The sequence below is a fragment of the Gilliamella sp. B2772 genome (assembly GCF_026536985.1).
GTDB lineage: Bacteria > Pseudomonadota > Gammaproteobacteria > Enterobacterales > Orbaceae > Gilliamella > Gilliamella apicola_E.
Window position 1 is genome coordinate 476,778 of the sequence record NZ_JAFNNB010000001.1, and the last position, 18,519, is coordinate 495,296.

11 protein-coding genes are annotated in these 18,519 nt (G+C 33.4%); 5 read left to right on the forward strand and 6 right to left on the reverse strand.

From position 1 onward, the window contains the following. The first annotated feature begins 440 nt into the window (after positions 1–440). The 3 genes from J3T98_RS02190 to J3T98_RS02200 all read left to right on the forward strand — a co-directional run bounded on the left by J3T98_RS02190 (position 441) and on the right by J3T98_RS02200 (position 5,752). Positions 441–3,212 (forward strand): flavocytochrome c, encoded by a 2,772-nt coding sequence (locus tag J3T98_RS02190; RefSeq protein WP_267362023.1) that lies wholly within the window; start codon positions 441–443, stop codon positions 3,210–3,212. A 29-nt stretch (positions 3,213–3,241) separates the two neighbouring features. Continuing rightward, positions 3,242–4,201 (forward strand): FAD:protein FMN transferase, encoded by a 960-nt coding sequence (locus tag J3T98_RS02195; protein WP_065562832.1) that lies wholly within the window; start codon positions 3,242–3,244, stop codon positions 4,199–4,201. A gap of 90 nt (positions 4,202–4,291) precedes the next feature. After that, positions 4,292–5,752, forward strand: coding sequence for a DASS family sodium-coupled anion symporter (locus J3T98_RS02200; protein ID WP_267362024.1), 1,461 nt, complete (start codon positions 4,292–4,294; stop codon positions 5,750–5,752). Positions 5,753–5,799: 47 nt separating this feature from the next. Here the strand turns inward: J3T98_RS02200 and J3T98_RS02205 are convergent, their stop codons facing one another. The 4 genes from J3T98_RS02205 to J3T98_RS02220 all read right to left on the reverse strand — a co-directional run bounded on the left by J3T98_RS02205 (position 5,800) and on the right by J3T98_RS02220 (position 11,667). Beyond that, positions 5,800–7,323, reverse strand: a complete 1,524-nt coding sequence (locus J3T98_RS02205; RefSeq protein ID WP_267362025.1) for an exopolyphosphatase — start codon at positions 7,321–7,323, stop codon at positions 5,800–5,802. Positions 7,324–7,333: 10 nt separating this feature from the next. After that, the gene (ppk1, locus tag J3T98_RS02210) at positions 7,334–9,391 is read right to left on the reverse strand and encodes a polyphosphate kinase 1 (protein WP_065562829.1); all 2,058 of its coding nucleotides are present in this window, start codon (positions 9,389–9,391) and stop codon (positions 7,334–7,336) included. A gap of 112 nt (positions 9,392–9,503) precedes the next feature. Continuing rightward, complete coding sequence (pykF, locus tag J3T98_RS02215; protein WP_065562828.1) at positions 9,504–10,916, reverse strand: pyruvate kinase PykF; 1,413 nt, start codon at positions 10,914–10,916, stop codon at positions 9,504–9,506. 331 nt (positions 10,917–11,247) lie between these two features. Beyond that, positions 11,248–11,667: an META domain-containing protein gene (locus J3T98_RS02220; RefSeq protein WP_220226044.1), complete on the reverse strand. Its 420-nt coding sequence runs from the start codon at positions 11,665–11,667 to the stop codon at positions 11,248–11,250. 73 nt (positions 11,668–11,740) lie between these two features. Between J3T98_RS02220 and hrpA the strand changes: the two genes are divergently transcribed. After that, positions 11,741–15,610, forward strand: coding sequence for an ATP-dependent RNA helicase HrpA (gene hrpA / locus J3T98_RS02225; protein WP_267362026.1), 3,870 nt, complete (start codon positions 11,741–11,743; stop codon positions 15,608–15,610). Between the two features lie 49 nt (positions 15,611–15,659). On the opposite strand, the gene J3T98_RS02230 is transcribed toward hrpA, so the two are convergent. Next, the gene (locus J3T98_RS02230; protein WP_267362027.1) at positions 15,660–16,703 is read right to left on the reverse strand and encodes a YdgH/BhsA/McbA-like domain containing protein; all 1,044 of its coding nucleotides are present in this window, start codon (positions 16,701–16,703) and stop codon (positions 15,660–15,662) included. A gap of 47 nt (positions 16,704–16,750) precedes the next feature. Next, positions 16,751–17,464, reverse strand: a complete 714-nt coding sequence (locus J3T98_RS02235; RefSeq protein WP_267362028.1) for a helix-turn-helix domain-containing protein — start codon at positions 17,462–17,464, stop codon at positions 16,751–16,753. A gap of 571 nt (positions 17,465–18,035) precedes the next feature. On the opposite strand from J3T98_RS02235, the gene J3T98_RS02240 reads away from it, so the two are divergent. Then, positions 18,036–18,389, forward strand: a complete 354-nt coding sequence (locus tag J3T98_RS02240; protein WP_267362029.1) for a hypothetical protein — start codon at positions 18,036–18,038, stop codon at positions 18,387–18,389. Positions 18,390–18,519 lie beyond the last annotated feature (130 nt).

Consider the following 18,519-nt stretch of genomic DNA (forward strand, 5'->3'; position numbering starts at 1 on the left):
ATAGATATAAAAAATCCTCCATAAAGGAGGATGAATATTCAAAATAAAAAGACAATTCAATTTTATTATTGGTTTATTTGTATGGACCACAAGCATAATCAAATTCTCTTTTCTAAAATTGGTAAGCATTTTAGTCGAATAAAAATAAAGTACAAGTGATAGAAGTTAAAAAAAATATAAGTAAATGAAATAGTTATAGTGTTTTTTTTTAGACAGGTTTATGCAGTATTGTACGCAAACACTTTCAAAATAACATAAAAAACAGACAGTTCTTTTTGTTATATCCATAGATTGTTTTATAAATTATTAATAAATTTGAATAAATTTTTGTCGAAAAAATGATATTTTCCGACTAATGAAACTTATGTAAGTGGAGAAGAAAAATTTCGGATGTTATGATCCACGTTAACATTTAAATATTAATGATTAGGTAATGAAATATGAAAAACGAAGATATTTTTAAACCAGTAATCTTACCCAATGGTGTTACCCTAAAAAATCGTATTATGATGGCACCAATGACTACTTGTTCAGGGTTTTACGAAGGTTCTGTTACGCATGATTTAATTGAATATTACCGAGCAAGAGCGGGTGAAATTGGCACTATTATTGTTGAATGTGGATTTGTTGACAATAAAGGGTTAGCGTTTCCCGGTGCGATTGGTTTAGATAATGATGATAAAATAGAAGGGTTAGCGAAGATCGCTAAAGCCATTAAAGAAAAAGGCTCCAAAGCGGTTATCCAAGTTTATCATGGTGGCCGTATGGTTGAGCCTAAACTTATTGGTGGACAATCCCCAGTTGGGCCAAGTGCGATAGCTGCACCACGCCCGGGCGCGGCGACCCCAATTGAATTGACGGCAGATGAAGTTGATGAAATGATTGATAAGTTTGGTCAAGCTGTTCGTCGAGCGATCCAAGCTGGATTTGACGGGGTCGAAATTCATGGCGCTAATACCTACTTAATTCAACAATTTTACTCACCTAACTCAAATCAACGAACTGATAAATGGGGTGGTAGCCGTGATAATCGAGCTCGATTCCCATTGGCTGTTCTAGATATTACTCATAATATGGTTAAAGAGTATGCCTATCCTGATTTTATTGTTGGTTATCGTTTTTCGCCGGAAGAATTAGAAGTACCTGGAATTCGTTTTGATGATTCGATGTACTTACTTGAAAAATTGGCTGAAAAGGGACTTGATTACGTTCACTTCTCTATGGGGGCGATCTTAAGACCATCTATTGTTGAAACTAATGATCCAACGCCTTTAATTAATAAATATGTAGCAATGCGATCACAGACATTAGCTAAAATTCCGGTTGTTGGTGTCGGTAATGTGGTTAATATAAGTGATGTCGAAGCAGCTATGGATAACGGCTTTGATCTGGTTGCAGTTGGTCGGGCATGTATTGCTTATCCTGATTGGCTTAGTCGAGTCGAAAAAGGGGAGAAACTTGAACTCTTCATCAATAGTGATAAACGTGAAGAACTCAATATACCTGAGCCACTATGGCACTTTTCATTGGTTGAAAGCTTGATTCGTGATGTGAATCTTAATGTAAAAAAATTCAAGCCGGGCAATTATCAAGAAAAGGTTAATGATGAGTCTTATGAATACTTAATTAATGTTGAATTAGGTAATGACTTTGTTAAAGACATGCAATTGCTCAATGCTAATGATTTTGATAGTGAAGTGGTCAACAACTTTTCTGAGATCAAACATCGTATTATTGACTCTAATAGCCCTCACGTCGATGCAATTTCTGGCGCGACATCACAATGTGAGGCGTTCAAAAAAGCCGTAACCAAAGCTATGGCGAAATCAAATAAAGAAGCTATCCTTGCTGAGGGTGGTGATCCTAATGATAAAGCTTATGATGTGGTGGTTGTTGGTAGTGGTGGCGCTGGACTAGCAGCCGCTATTCAAGCACATGATTTAGGAGCAAGTGTAGTTGTGGTTGAAAAAATGCCGGTTATTGGCGGCAATACAAATAAAGCTTCTGCCGGTATGAATGCAGCCGAAACCAAATTCCAAAAACTTAAAGGCATTGTGGACAGTAAAGATCTGTTCTATAAAGAAACGTTAACAGGTGGTAAAAACAAAAATAATCCTGAGTTACTTCGTTATTTTGTTGAAAATGCACCTGATGCCATTGACTGGTTAGATAATAATGGTATCGAACTTAGTGGTATCACAACAACGGGGGGCATGAGCATTGACCGTACGCATCGCCCGGCAAGTGGCGCTGCTGTTGGCGGATTTTTAATTAGTGGATTGCAAAAAAATATCAACCGACGTGGTATTGAAGTAATGCTTGATACCAATGTAACTGAAATATTAACTGAGAATCATAGAGTTGTCGGAGTTAAAGTCAATGAAGAAGACGGCTCCGTTCAAACGATTAAAGCCAAAGCGGTTATTATTGCTACTGGTGGATTTAGTGCAAATCGTGAAATGGTTGAAAAATATCGACCAGATCTGAAAGGATTTGTTACCACTAACCATAAAGGTGCTACTGGTTCCGGAATTATGATTCTAGAAAAACTGGGCGCAGGCACAGTGGATATGAAAGAAATTCAGATTCATCCAACTGTTGAGCAAACAACTTCGTATTTGATTTCCGAATCAATTCGTGGAGGAGGGGCGATACTGGTCTCCCAAAAAGGGCTACGCTTTGTCAATGAGTTAGATACTCGTGATAAAGTTTCAGCAGAAATTATTAAATTACCTGAGCATTATGCGTATATTCTATTTGATCAACAAGTACGTAATGAAAACAAAGCTGTTGAAGAATATGTATCACATGATTTAGTCGTTCAAGCTGATACGATTAAAGATCTTGCTGATAAACTCTCAATTGACAGCAATACTTTATCTCAAACTGTTGAGCGTTATAATCAGTTCGCTGAAACAAAACGTGACGAAGACTTTGGTCGAACAACTGGTATGCGACATCCTATTAACAAAGGACCATTTTATGCGATTAAGATTGCTCCGGGTGTGCATCATACTATGGGTGGGGTAACGATTAATACCGATACTCAAGTTTTAGATACGGATAAACATGTAATACAAGGCGTATTTGCTGCTGGCGAAGTGGTCGGTGGTGTTCATGGTGCCAATCGTATCGGTGGAAACGCTGTTGCTGATATCATTATATTTGGTATGCAGGCAGGTAGAAAAGCCACTGATTACATTAATCATTAATTGACTAATATGACTTAAGCTTGTTTAAAATGCTTAATTCAAGCCATGAATATACTCAAGTATTAATGGGTACCACGGTTTCATTAACGCTTTATGAGCCTAATGAAGCCGTAGCTCATAGGGTGTTTCACACCATAAAATTACTTGAAGATAAATTGACCGTTAACCGCAGTCATTCAGAAGTTATGTCGATTAACGCTGCTGCGGGTAAACATCCGGTTATCGTTAGCCGTGCTGTGTTTTCGCTTATTGAGCAAGCTTATAAAGTCAGTTTAATGCCCAATAGTTGTTTCAATTTTGCTATTGGTCCTTTAGTCAAATTATGGAAAATCGGTTTTCAAGGCCAGCAAGTTCCCTCCCCACAGCAAATTTATGATCAACTATTATTAACCGATCCTAGCGAAATTGAGCTTGATCCTAAAACTTGTGCAGTTTTTTTGAAAAAAAAGGGAATGGAAATTGATTTAGGTGCTATAGCCAAAGGCTACATAGCAGATGTAGTTAAAGTAGTCCTACAGCAAAATAACATACATCAAGCTATTATCAATTTAGGTGGTAACGTCTTAACTTTAGGCAAATCACCCTTAGATAGGAATGGCAATTGGCAAATAGGTTTGAAAGAGCCATTTTCACTCAACAATCAATTGGCCGGGATTATTCAAGTTAATAATAAATCTGTTGTTACATCAGGGATTTATGAGCGTTACTTTACCTTAAATAATCACCGTTATCATCACATATTCAACCCTTCAACCGGTTACCCGTTAGATAATGAATTAGAAAGTGTAACGGTAATTTCAGATACGTCGCTTGAAGGAGATATTTTTTCAACTATTCTCTATGGATTAGGGGTTAAAAAAGCTAGTAAATATTTGATTGAACATCCGAGTTTATCAGCCATATTTGTTTTAAAAAATAAAACAATCGAACTAGTTAATACTGATAATTTTGCTTTTCAGCTAATTAGCCAACATTATGTTTTACATTAACATTTTATTGGAAACGAAAAGATTATATCAAACTGAATCGTTTTTATTATGAATTAAATTAAGTCATTTTTAATTAAAAAGGAAAATACTATGAACACAGTGAAAAAACCACCTGTCAAATGGTTACCGCTCATAATTATTGCTGTTATTTCAGCAATATTATGGCAATTTGTTTCTCCGCCAGAAGGAATTAGTATTGAAGGTTGGCACACAAGTATCATCTTTGTTGCTACTATTGCCTGTATTGTCGCTGAAATTATGCCAATTGGTGCAATTGGATTATTAGCGATAACGGTTTTTGCGGTTCTAAGACCATCAGGGGCAGCAACAGCGACAGAGGCGATTAAAATTTCATTAAGCGAATTAAACAGTAGCCTTATTTGGCTTATCGTTATTGCTTTTATGATAGCACGTGGTTTTATCAAAACAGGGTTAAGTAAGCGTATAGCTTATTATCTAGTTAAACTTTTAGGTAGAAATACATTAGGTTTAGCCTATGGCCTGTCGGTAACGGATATGGCATTAGCTCCAGCTATTCCTAGTACGACAGCTCGTGCTGGCGGTGTGATTTATCCAATCGCTGAAGCATTAGCGATCAATTTTAATTCAAATCCAAAAGATGAATCAAGAAATCGTATTGGCACTTTCTTAATGTTAACCATTAGTCATGTAAATGATATTACATCGGCAATGTTTTTAACTGCCTTTACCGGCAACTTGTTGGCAGCCAAATTAGTAACAAGTCAACTTGGTATTACTTTAGGCTGGGGACAATGGTTTATGGCGGCTATCGTACCTTGTTTAGTCTCATTTATTGTTATTCCTTTAGTTATCTACTTTTTAACCAATCCTGAGCTTAAAAAGACACCAGAAGCGCCTAAATTAGCCACAGAAGAACTTAAAAAAATGGGGGCTCTGACCTTTAAAGAACTTATTATGGGTTCAACTGTTTTATTACTGTTAGGCTTGTGGATTTTTGGTAAAAACTTTGGTATTGATTCAACTACTACTGCATTTATCGGCTTAACAATTTTAATTTTAACCGGTGTACTTAGTTGGGATGATATCAAAGGTGAAAAGGCTGCTTGGGATACTTTAATTTGGTTTGCAGCATTACTGATGATGGCGGGACAAGTTAATAGACTTGGCGTAACTAAGTGGCTAGGCGATACAATTGGTAATGCGGTTAAAGGTCACTTAGGAGATAGTAGCTGGGTTTTAGTCATTGTTATTTTGTGTGTAGCCTATGTTTATCTCCATTACTTCTTTGCGAGTGGTAATGCGCATATTGCTGCTTTATTCCCAGTATTTTTAACGGTTGCTTTAGCGCTCGGCGTGCCGCAAATGATTGCCATTTTTGCATTAGTTATTTGTACTAACTATTTTGGTTCGATTACCCAATTTGCTAATGCTCGTAACCCGTTACTGTTTGCTGAAGGCTTTGTACCGGTTAAAACATGGTGGAAAGTCGGTTTCATTTGTAGCGTAGTAAATTTAATTATTGTTTTCACTATTGGTATTTTATGGTGGAAAATCATTGGATTAGGATAAAAGTTTAGCTATCACCGCCAGTTAAACTGGCGGTTTTTTTTGAGTGATTAAAACATTTCAATCGATAATTTCCAATCATTAACCGATTTCCAATATTTCTGCTCCTGCTCTAAATCAAGCAAGATTAACTTATTATTTTCAACAAACTTTTCGTTGAGTTCTATCGTCAGTTTGCTCAATTTATCACTGTTTAATTTTAATCTAAATGCAGTGAGATCCAAATCGTTATTACGCTGGTTATTAAATAAAACGGCAAGCCGCAAAATCTGCAATAACGAGATGATATGTTTGTATTCGAATAAACTAAAGTACGGCAGTTCATCAATGTTAATTGACTTTCGGTGATAACGAACAAGGGTAGACAATAAAAGTTGTTGTTCTTCATTGAATCCGGGTAGGTTACTATTTAACAGAATATAACTCGAATGTTTGTGAATTGATGAAAAATTTATTTTCAGTCCCACTTCATGGAGCTGCGCTGCCCAATAGAGGATAGATTCTAAATGTTGCGGAATATTAGTCGAAGTTTGTGTTTTCCATTGTGAAAAAAGATACTTTGCCGTTTTCACCACTTGTTTAGCATGACGTTCATCTATGTTGTAATGCTGAGAGAGTGATTCGGCTGTTGTTTGTCTTATATCTCGATAATTTGGACCGTCGATCAGTTCATACAAAACTCCTTCACGTAATGCACATGGGCTAAATTGAAGCTCTTGTAAGCCTAATGCGTTAAAAACGCCACTAAATATTGCTAACCCGCTGACGAAAACGTTTTTTCTTTCTTCAGAAAGTGATGGATAGTCAATTTCATGAAAAGACTTGAATTCTAAGATATAACTGATTAAATCATCCAAGCGTTTAGGCGTAATGATACCGTCGCTGACACCTAAATCTAATAATATTTTGTAAATACTTTTGATTGTGCCGGAAGTACCAAATGCGACACTGATATTTTGTCTTTTTATTGTGGTAATAAGATTTTCAATTTGTTGTTCGGCTGCCAGTTTGGCTCTTAAAAAGGAATATCGGTCAATGGTCTTTTGTGGAAAAAATTGCTTAGTATAAGTGACACAGCCCATTGGTCGACTTGCCACAATAAATGGTTTGAGATCGTTTCCTCGACCAATGGCAATTTCAGTCGATCCACCACCAATATCAATAACAAATTTGGTATCATCTTCGGCGGTTGATTCGGCTGTCATGGTACCTAAATAGATTAAACGGGCTTCTTCTTGTCCGGAAATAATTTCAATTGGGTAGGGTAGTACCTTAGCCGCTTGGGCTAGAAATTTATGCCGATTAGTGGCGATACGTAACGTATAGGTTGCAACAATTCGAACATTTTCCATGGGAAATCCATTCAGCCGTTCAGCAAAGAGTGCAAGGCATTCAATACCTCGTTTAATACTTGTCTCGCTTAGCTCATAGAATTCATTTAAACCGGTAGCTAAATGAATATTTTTTTTATTTTTGTAGATAATTTGTGTTGCACCATCAATACAACGTGCAATGACCATATGAAAACTATTCGAACCTAGATCAATAACTGCATATTCATCAAATTTATTCACGTTCAAATCCTTAACTTGCTGATTCTAATTGTTTTAGATAATCATAAATTGCACGTTGTGCTCTTACTTTCTTTTTATTACCTCTTTGGACGTAATTGTTCATATTATCTTTATCGATAATTCGAGCTTTGACATTATCATTACACTGAATATTGAAAATATTATGAATAGTGGATTTTAATGTCAGATCAAATATTTTTACGCCAACCTCAATACGGTTATCAAGATTTCTAGGCATCCAATCGGCAGATGATATGTAGGTATCTTTATTACCGTCATTTTCGAAAATATAAACTCGAGCATGTTCGAGATACTGGTCAACAATACTGGTTACATAGATATTTTCACTTAAATTAGGAATTTGAGGAACAAGTATACAGGTACCTCGCACAATCATGCGTATTTTTACGCCAGCACAAGAAGCTTTGTAGAGTTGATTTATCATCTCTTTATCAGTTATTGCATTGAGTTTAAGATAGATCCCTGAAGGTTTCCCAGCTTTGGCATTATTGATTTCTCTTTCAATAAATTCATGAAAGCGTAATCGTGTATTTTGTGGCGAAACTAATAAATGATGAAAAGTTACCGGTTTAAATGGGTTTTCAATAAAGTTAAATACTTTGATAACTTCATCGGTAATCGCAGGGTCAGCCGTTAATAATGAAAAATCTGTATAAATACGTGCAGTTTTTTCATTAAAATTACCTGAACCAATATGAGCATAACGGACAATTCGATCGTCTTCTTTACGATCGATTAAGAATAATTTGGCATGAATTTTAAGTTTTGGTTGTGAATAGATAACTTTTATACCACTACGAATTAACCTTTTAGCCCATTTTATGTTTGCTTCTTCATCAAATCGAGCTTGCAGTTCTACCACTACCGTGACTTTTTTACCGTTGTTTGCTGCATTTATAGCAGCATGAATAAATCTGGAATCTTTAGCTACTCGATAAATATTCATTCGAATATGGGTAACAGCAGGATCAAATGACGCTTGTCGCATAATTTCAAGCACATGTCCAAATGAATAGTAAGGATAATAGAGCAATACATCTCGGTCTTTTATTGTTGCAAAAGCATTTCTGAATTTCTTGAATCGATTATAAGCAAGGCTTGGTAAGCGTTTATTAAGTAAGTTTTTGACACCAAGATCTGGAAAATTTGCTAAATCTTTGAAATTGGGATAACGTCCACCAGGCATTGCATCTTGTTCAGTTAATCTTAGTTTATTTATCAATAATTCAAATAATGCCTTTGGCATATCTTTTTGATATGTAAAACGAACTGGCTGAGCAGTTAACCTCTGTTTTAAACCTTGAGACATTAACTCAAGTAAACTATCAAGTTCGGTATTTAATTCGTATTCAGCATCACGATTAATATTTATTGAATAAGCATTTAATTCTACCGCATCAAAAAAGACTTTAAAAATATCCGCTAAACAGTAACGTAAAATGTTATCTAAAAAAATAATTGATTTATTTTTAGTTGAAACTTCTGAAGGTAATAAAACAAACCGAGGCGCATTATCGGTAGGAAGCTCAAGTAATGCATAGCTAATACTATCTTTACAGATAATTTCAACAGCTAAATAAGCATGATCATCTTTTAAAAATTGAATCAACTCAGTATGGCTATCTAACAAAATAGGGGTAATATACTGTCTTAAATTTTGCTTATAATAATTTTTTATCCAAGTTTCTTGATAAGTGGTAAGTTGCCTTTCATTTATTAGGAAAATCTGATTCCTTGCCATTTCTAATAATAGCTCGTTATAGAGCTGATCAAATTGTAATTCAAGTTGAATGACTTTTTGATTAACCTGACGCAATAAATGTTTAGCATTAGATGTTGCTTGAGCTTGTTCTTGCTCAATAAGGACATATTTTTTTAAATTTGCAAATTGGACTTTATAAAATTCATCAAGATTACTTGAGTAGATACCTAAAAAACGGATTCGTTCTATGAGAGGATTACTTTCATCAGCAGCCTCTTGTAACACCCGTTGGTTAAATGATAACCAACTTAGTTCTTTAGGTAAATATACTTTTTCTATTATCATTTTTTGTAATGCCCATTCCACTAATTTGATTTATTACAGAATAACGTAAGATAAAAAAAAAGCTAGCATATAGCTAGCTTTTTATCATTCATTTAAACAAAATTAAAGGTGATTAGATGCGGTGAACAGAAGTTGTGTTAGTTGTTCCGCTTGGAACTAATGCACCTGATACCATAACAATTGTATCACCTTGTTTTACATTACAAATTTTAACAGCCATTTCTTTACCTAGACGGTAGAAATCATCTGTTGAATTAATTGCATCAATTAAAATAGGTTCAACACCTTTAGATAAGGCAAGTTGATTGACAGTTTTTTGGCTTGAAGACAGAGCCAAAATACGAGCTGTCGGGAAGTAATGACGAAGTTCACGAGCTGATTTACCGCTACGAGTAGCAACAACAATCAATGGTACATTTAATCGTTCCGCTATTTCAACAGCACCACAACATACAGCAGCAGTAATACGTAATGTTTCTTCTTTTGTGGTTAGCTCTAATTTAGCTGGGATAGTACCATCAGTACGCTTACAAATAGTAGCCATCACATTAACTGCTTCAAATGGATATTTACCTTTAGCACTTTCGCCAGATAGCATAACAGCGTCTGTACCATCAATAATTGCATTAGCAACGTCACCAGCTTCAGCACGAGTAGGACGTGGGTTTTTGATCATTGAATCTAACATTTGAGTTGCAGTAATAACTGGTTTTGAAGCTTTATTACATTTTTTAATCATCATTTTTTGAGCAAAAATAACTTCTTCAACCGCAATTTCCACACCTAAATCACCACGAGCAACCATGATACCATCAGATGCTTCTAAAATTTCATCAAAGTTATCTAGACCTTCTTGATTTTCGATTTTAGAAATGATTTTGATTTCTTCACCGCCGTGAGCTTTAAGATGAGCACGAATATCTTCAACATCAGAACGTTTACGGATAAATGATGCTGCAATAAAATCTACACCTTGTTCACAACCGAAAATTAAGTCATTTTTATCTTTTTCAGCTAGTGCAGGTAATTTGATTGAAACACCAGGTAAGTTAATACCTTTATTTTCACCAAGGTCCCCGTTATTTAAAACTTTACAAATAACTTCGTTACCTTTGATTTCTTGAACGTCCATAGCGATTAAACCATCATCAACTAATACACGGTTACCTGGTTTAAGATCTTGAGCAAATCCTTTATATGTAACGGCTACACGTTCTGAATTACCAACTACATTTTCATCAGTAGTAAAAGTGAAAGTTTGGCCTGCTACAAGTGATACATCGTTACCACCTTCAAGCTTAATAGTACGAATTTCTGGGCCTTTAGTATCTAACATGATGGCAGCTTTTAAGCCTGTTTCTTGCATTACTTCACGTAAATTTTTGATTCGATTACCATGCTCTTCATAATCACCATGAGAGAAGTTTAAACGCATTACATTCATGCCTGCATTTAATAATTTAGTTAGCATCTCTTTTGATTCTGATTTTGGTCCTATGGTACAAACGATTTTTGTCTTTTTCATAATATTATCTACTAGTTGTTAAAGTTAATGTTCAAATTTAAATAAATGGTTTTAAATATAAATATTTAAACAAAAAAAACCAATGCCAGCGCATTGGTATAAAAAGGGAAGAGTAACTTTAAAAAGTTACTCTTATTAAAAGCAATATCTAAAGAATTTAGTAATCTCATCAATATAAGCCATTCTTAAAAACTTTTTTTATTATAGTCTTAACGACATTTTAAATAAAGTTTTTTATCAAAAAACTAGACATCAATTGAGATAGAAAAAAACTAAAACATTTTTTTGGTTAAATTTTTACCAAGTTTGTGATAAAAAATCTCTTTTTAAATTACATTAAATCTTTAAGTTGATAAATTAGTTCAATATCTTTATTTTTTAAAGTCAATTGATCTTTGTCCAAACTGACTGATGCTCCATCTTGAATTAATTGAGCGATGGTATCATCTAACTTACTCAATTGCTCATCATCACAAGCCATTTTTGCCATACTAACACCAGAGCCTTTAATCGTTTCGTTTGACAATTCTACTTTTGCAACAAAGCGATTACACATTTTTCCATAAATATTCATATTTTCACCAAATTCAAGCTCAGCGTTTTTATCTGTTGAAATATCTTGTCCATTGGCTTTAATCAATACAAAGCGATGATGCATTAAATCTTCAGCTTTAACACTCTTAGATTCTCCACAACCAGTCATCACGAAAGTTCCAGTAAAAAGCATTATTAATAGTAAAGTCTTTTTCATCTTAACTCCTAATAGTTGGCTAAATTTGATATAATCAGTTTAATTAAAATTTAATAATTACATTTTACTCTTTATGTTAATTCAACAGCAAATTAAATTTTTTCAATCAATGACTTTCTTAGATCAACACAAAATAAGAAAGCTTTCAAACAAAAATCAAGATTTAGATACCATCGAAGAAGCGATTGCTCAAGCTGTTGCACATTATAATGTTCGATTACAATCGTTACCTAGACATATCGATTTTCCAGATAATCTACCAGTAGTTGATAAAAAAGAGGCGATAGCTGAAGCAATTAAAAATAATCAAGTTGTAATTATTGCCGGTGAAACAGGTTCAGGAAAAACAACACAAATACCTAAAATATGTTTGGAACTAGGCTTAGGTGTTAAAGGTTTTATTGGCCATACCCAACCGAGAAGGTTAGCAGCTCGTTCGGTTGCCAATCGTATTGCTGAGGAATTAAAAACAGAAATAGGCAACTTAGTGGGCTATAAAGTCAGATTTTCTGATCATGTCAGCGAAACTACTTTGGTTAAATTGATGACTGATGGAATTTTACTGGCAGAGATTCAGCAAGATAAATTATTACTTCAATATGATACTATTATTATAGATGAAGCTCATGAACGTAGTTTAAATATCGATTTTATTTTGGGATATTTGAAACAATTATTACCTAAACGTCCTGACTTAAAAGTCATCATAACTTCAGCTACAATAGATGTTGAACGTTTCTCAAATCATTTTAATCATGCCCCAATCATTGAAGTTTCAGGTCGAACCTATCCTGTCGAAGTTAGATATCGTCCAACAATTCTTAATGATGATTATGGAAATGAGAAAAATAATGATTTTCAGCCTATTATAGATGCAATCGATGAATTATCTTTTGAAAGTAATGGGGATATTTTGATTTTTCTTACAGGGGAGCGTGAAATACGTGATCTGGCTGATACGCTAAGGAAAATTGAACTGAAACATACTGAGATTTTGCCTTTATATGCTAGATTATCTGCATCTGAACAAAACTGTATCTTTCAATCACACAGTGCTCGAAGAATTATCTTAGCTACAAATGTGGCTGAAACATCCTTGACCGTTCCTGGTATTAAATATGTTATCGATCCTGGTTTAGCAAGAATTAGTCGTTATAGTTATCGGACGAAAGTTCAACGATTACCAATTGAACCCATTTCTCAAGCATCAGCGAACCAAAGAAAAGGGCGTTGTGGTAGAACTTCAGATGGTATTTGTATACGTTTATATGATGAACAAGATTTTTTATCCAGACCTGAATTTACTGAGCCTGAAATTCTTCGAACCAATTTAGCATCAGTTATATTACAAATGACTTCATTAGGCTTAGGTGATATAGCGGCTTTTCCATTTGTTGAAGCACCTGATTCTAGGTATATCCGTGATGGTATACGATTATTAGAAGAATTAGGTGCAATTTATACTAAACATCATCATTATCATTTGACTGAGATAGGACGAATTTTATCTCAATTACCTATTGATCCTAGATTAGCTAGAATGCTAGTTGAAGCTAGACGGTTAGGTTGTATAAAAGAAGTTATGATTATTGTGGCAGCACTATCAATACAAGATCCTCGAGAAAGGCCATTTGATAAACAGCAAGCTTCTGATGAGAAACACCGTAGATTTGCTGATAAAGAATCTGATTTTATATCACTTATCAATTTATGGAATTATGTAACAAATCAACAAGCAGATTTGTCGGGTAATCAATTTAGACGGTTGTGTAAAAAAGAATATCTTAACTATCTTAGAATTCGAGAATGGCAAGATGTTTATACACAAATTAGACAAACCATTAAACAACTTGCTTTTCCGATTAATAGTCAATTAGCGGATTATCGTTCACTGCATACTGCGTTATTAAGCGGCTTATTGTCACATGTTGGCATGAAAGAAATTGAAAAACATGAATATATCGGTGCTCGTAATATTAAATTTGCTATATTCCCTAATTCAGCCATCTTTAAAAATCAACCAAAATGGTGTATAGCTAGTGAACTTGTTGAGACAAGCCGTCTATGGGGTAGAACGGCTGCTAAAATTGAAGCAGATTGGATTGAACCATTAGCAAAAAATCTAGTTAAATATAGTTATAGTGAGCCTAGATGGTCTAAAAAGAATGGGACAACTCTGGCCAATGAAAAAGTAACTTTATTCGGTCTACCAATTGTTGCAAACCGCATAGTTAATTATAGTAAAATTGACCCAGTACTAAGTCGTTCCTTATTTATTCGGAATGCTTTGGTTGAAGGTGATTGGCAAACTAATCATCAGTTTTATAGACAAAATCAGAAATTAATCAATGAAGTTGAGGATCTTGAACATAAATCTCGTCGTCAGGATATTCTGATTGATGATGATGATCTTTATAATTTTTATGATGAACGAATAGACAAATCAGTTATTTCCGCAAAACATTTTGATACGTGGTGGAAAAGCAAGCAAAAAATAGCCCCTGATTTTTTAAATATTGAAAAAAATATGCTGATTAAACAATCAGCTCAGCCTGTAAAAATAAACGATTATCCAGATTTTTGGTATCAGAATAACTTGAAATTACCTTTAACTTATCAATTTGATCTAGGTAATGCACGTGACGGTGTAATAATTTCTATTCCGCTCAATATATTAAATCAAATAAAAGATACAGGATTTGATTGGCAAGTACCTGGATTTCGTTATGATTTAGTTATTGCTTTAATAAAATCATTACCAAAATCTTTACGCAAAAGCTTAGTTCCTGCGCCTAACTATGCTGAGGCTTTTTTAAGTAAAGTTAATTCAATTGAACATCCATTACTTGAAACATTAGAAAATGAATTTAGGAAAATGACAGGTATAAAAATTCAGCCAACTGATTGGCAATTAGAACAAGTACCAGATTACTTAAAAATGAATTTTAGTATCGTTGATAAGGGACGAGAAATAGCTTTTGGCAAAGATCTAATGATGATTAAAGAACATCTTAAAACAGAAGTTCAAGAAGCATTATCATCGCTGACTCAAAAAAAATCTGTCAAAATAGAGAAAGATAATATTATTGATTGGAATTTTGGTCACTTACCAAGTATTTATGAAGAAAAACAAAATAATTATACAGTTAAAGCCTATCCAGCCATCATTGATAATCAAAATTCGGTCAGTATTAAACTGGTTGATTCACTTGAGGAACAAAAAAGATTAACCAAGCTCGGGATTAGACGATTGTTGATTTTAAATATTCCATCTCCAATTAAATATTTGCACGAAAAGTTACCAAATAAATCTAAATTAGGCTTATATTTTAATTCATTCGGTACAGTTCTTAACCTTATTGATGACTGCATTGCCTGTGGAATAGACTACTTGATTAAGAAGTACAATCAGAAAGTTAAAAATCAAGAACAATATCAAGAACTGCTAGGTTATATCAAAGAACATATCAATGAAATTGTAGTGGATATAGCTAAACAAGTGGAATCAATTTTAACTCTCCATTTTAATATTAATAAAAAACTTAAAGGCCGTATCGATTTGTCTTTAGCATTTGCGTTATCTGATATCAAAGCGCAGCTAAATGAGCTAGTTTATAAGGGTTTTGTGGCAAAAACTGGTTATAACAAACTCCATGATATTTATCGCTATTTAACTGCTATAAAAAAACGGATAGAGAAGCTAGGAACTAATGTGGCTAAAGATAGACAATCGATGAATATAATAGAAGAAGTGAAAAACGAATATCAAAGTTGGTTTAATAGTTTGTCAGAAAATCAAAAATCATTAAATGATGTTACGGATATTAAATGGATGATAGAAGAACTTAGAGTTAACTTATTCGCTCAACAACTCGGCACACCGTATCCAATTTCTGCAAAAAGGATAAAACAACAAATAGAAACTGTATCTTCTGAATTATAGAATATAATTATAAGGATAAAAAAGAAGGGCGCTTATGCGCCCATTTTGATTATTTGTAAAGATCTACAAATACAGTGATGTTTGGCCCTTTAGAATCATGAGCAACTCGAGCAATATGATAATATTTAGCCCCTGCTTCTATTGCTCTTTTTCCTGCTTGATATGAAATTTCCTGATCAGTAACGTAGTAACCTCTAAATTTCAGTGTATCAAAGGAAACCATTTTAGCCGCAGTTGCATCGTTAAGTTCCTGAATTTTTCGCCCATCAGGAAGAGTGACAGTGTAACGAGTTACTCTTTGAGGTTCAGTGGCAACGGTACTTATTGTTTCTGTATTTGATGTTGTTGTAACTTTATTAGTTGCAGCAGAATTTGTTGTAGTTTTATCAATTACTTTATTATTAAATTTATCTGCATAATATTTCTCGTTAAATGCAGAAGGGGAGTAATAACCAGGTTTTTCAACCTGCATTGCAGCTTCTCCACCTTTAGCTAATGCTAATTGACCTGCTTCAGAATCGTAAGGAATAGCATTTTCAGGTTGTAATTTACGTTCAGGAGCATCTTTTTTAAATAAATAAGCAGCTACTTGAATATTACTGCCTAATTCTGAACGTGAATCTATGTAAAAGCCATATGCACCTTGCGCTGATGCTTCTTTAGCAATAGCTTGATTTACATCATAATCTGTCGGAAAGTATCCACGAATACGCACAATATTAAATGGTTCTAAGCGAATTGCTTTAGATTTTGGATATTCGTAAACACCTTCAAATTTACGTAAAGTTTCTGGTTGTTCTAAAGCTTTAGGTGCGTCTGCTTTGTATAATTTTGCATAAACGATACGCAAAGTATCATTAGAAGGGCTGATATTTGTTGTTGTTATGTAAAAAGAAGCAGCTCCTTCATTGTCTGCCGCCTTTGACATAGCCATAACATAATCGCTATCAGTATAAAAAGCACCTCGAATCGTAATGCTTTTAAAAGATTGCATGCTGTTTGCTTGTTCTTCAGTTAATTGCTGAGCAGCAAAAGAACAAAATGGAATAAGCGCAACAGTTGTAGCGATAATTGTTTTCTTGAAACTTAACATATAAAAAACCTTACAATGAATTTTTAGTTATTTTAGCATAAATAAATTTAATTTCCTAAATCTATTAAAGCTTCCAAGTTATTGATATAAATATATTTACCTTTAGCTATTAAAATATTTTGCTCTTGTAATTTTGATAAATTACGACTTACAGTTTCAATCGTTAATCCTAAATAATTAGCTATTTCAGCACGGCTCATTGCTAGTTTTATATTTAAAGAAGAATGTCCTCTTTGCTGATATCGAAGGTAAAGAGAATAAATAAAGGTGGCCAGGCGCTCATCTGATTTTTTCTGAGAATAGCAAAGAACCAGTTTTTGATAATTATAAATGTCAGCACTTAATAATCTAAAGATTAAATCTCTAACATTCTTATTAGTATCAATTAATGTCATTAATTCATCATAATGCAGTTCACAGATTAGTGTGTTACTTAATGCCTGAATGTTGTTGTTATAAACTTTGGTTGAAATGGCGTCTAAACCAACAATATCTCCAGGTAGATAAAATCCATTAATTTGTTCATTATTTTCAGAAGTTGTAACAAATGTTTTAAGTGCACCGGAATGAACGATGAAGAATTTTTTAAATGGCGTTTTTGCTTTAACTATTATTTCGTCTTTTGAATAAGATCTTTTGCGTTCTAAAACACTACTTAATGTATTATTGAGTAACATCGGAATACAGAGCCCACCGAGACTGCATAATTCGCACGGAACAGAATAACTATTGGAACGTAATGTCTTATAAATACTATGCATAATATCCTAAATACAAGGGCTGTTGATTTGAAGTGATAAGGTTACCATATTTTGTCATAAAACAAAAATTGACCAATTTTTTTTGTATTTCTATTCAATAAAAAGAAAAGAAATAGAAAATCACTATTAAATTTTTAAATAACTACACTAAGTAATTAATCTAAACAATATAAATGAATTCTTGATAAAAAAATAGTCTTATAAAGATTTAGAATTGTTAATAGAGGGTGAGTGGCGAATAAATGAACTTAATTGATTTAATATACGTTATTTAACATAATATACATTATGCGAACCAAAACTAATAATAAATTAAAAACTGATTTTTAACATTGTTTTAAGAAATTTAAATAAGCTAAAATGTTATTAAATTATTTCGATGATAATAAATTAAAAAATAAGAAAATTTTACAATGAAAAAACTGATTTTATTATTGGTATTCTTCTACAGTTCAATACTATATGCTAACCCAGCTCCATTCTGACTCGAAATTAACAAAACTACTTTAGAAGAAGCCCCAAAAAATACTCTTTAATTGAAGATGGCATAAACGAATATTCACGCGGACCTATGTATACGCTAAAAAACAGCGAACTACCACTTGATGCCTTAAAAGTAATGCTTATGTTTTCAAAAGATGAAAACATACTACTATACGTTTCAGCTACATTTGATAAATCTAAATTTGACTCCTTGTATAAAAATTTATCAAAAAAATACAAATTAATAGCTAAAAAAAGACCGTTCGTCGGCTATCAATATGCTAAATATACAGATGATCAAAATATAATAGAACTATCTGCTCCTCATATGTCTTTTGAGTCAAGAATTGAATATATTTTTAAAGAATTTGATAAAAAAGCAAAAGAAATGATGAAAAAAGAAAAAGAACAGAAAAATAAAAATGAACTGGATTCTTTATGATTTTCTACTTAAAAAATGCGTACTCGTTTGACTTTGTGGATGGCGTCCTGAGCTTTGCTATTTAAAGTTAACATGAAAATTAGAGCATGTAGAATAAAAAAAGTATTGCAAACATTTGGGATAATTACTT

Coding starts and splice junctions, on each gene's coding strand:
- hrpA (WP_267362026.1), top strand. CDS start 11,741: ATGTTAATTCAACAGCAAATTAAATTTTTTCAATCAATGACTTTCTTA.
- J3T98_RS02230 (WP_267362027.1), bottom strand. CDS start 16,703: ATGTTAAGTTTCAAGAAAACAATTATCGCTACAACTGTTGCGCTTATT.
- J3T98_RS02240 (WP_267362029.1), top strand. CDS start 18,036: ATGTATACGCTAAAAAACAGCGAACTACCACTTGATGCCTTAAAAGTA.
- J3T98_RS02190 (WP_267362023.1), top strand. CDS start 441: ATGAAAAACGAAGATATTTTTAAACCAGTAATCTTACCCAATGGTGTT.
- J3T98_RS02235 (WP_267362028.1), bottom strand. CDS start 17,464: ATGCATAGTATTTATAAGACATTACGTTCCAATAGTTATTCTGTTCCG.
- pykF (WP_065562828.1), bottom strand. CDS start 10,916: ATGAAAAAGACAAAAATCGTTTGTACCATAGGACCAAAATCAGAATCA.
- J3T98_RS02220 (WP_220226044.1), bottom strand. CDS start 11,667: ATGAAAAAGACTTTACTATTAATAATGCTTTTTACTGGAACTTTCGTG.
- J3T98_RS02195 (WP_065562832.1), top strand. CDS start 3,242: ATGCTTAATTCAAGCCATGAATATACTCAAGTATTAATGGGTACCACG.
- ppk1 (WP_065562829.1), bottom strand. CDS start 9,391: ATGATAATAGAAAAAGTATATTTACCTAAAGAACTAAGTTGGTTATCA.
- J3T98_RS02200 (WP_267362024.1), top strand. CDS start 4,292: ATGAACACAGTGAAAAAACCACCTGTCAAATGGTTACCGCTCATAATT.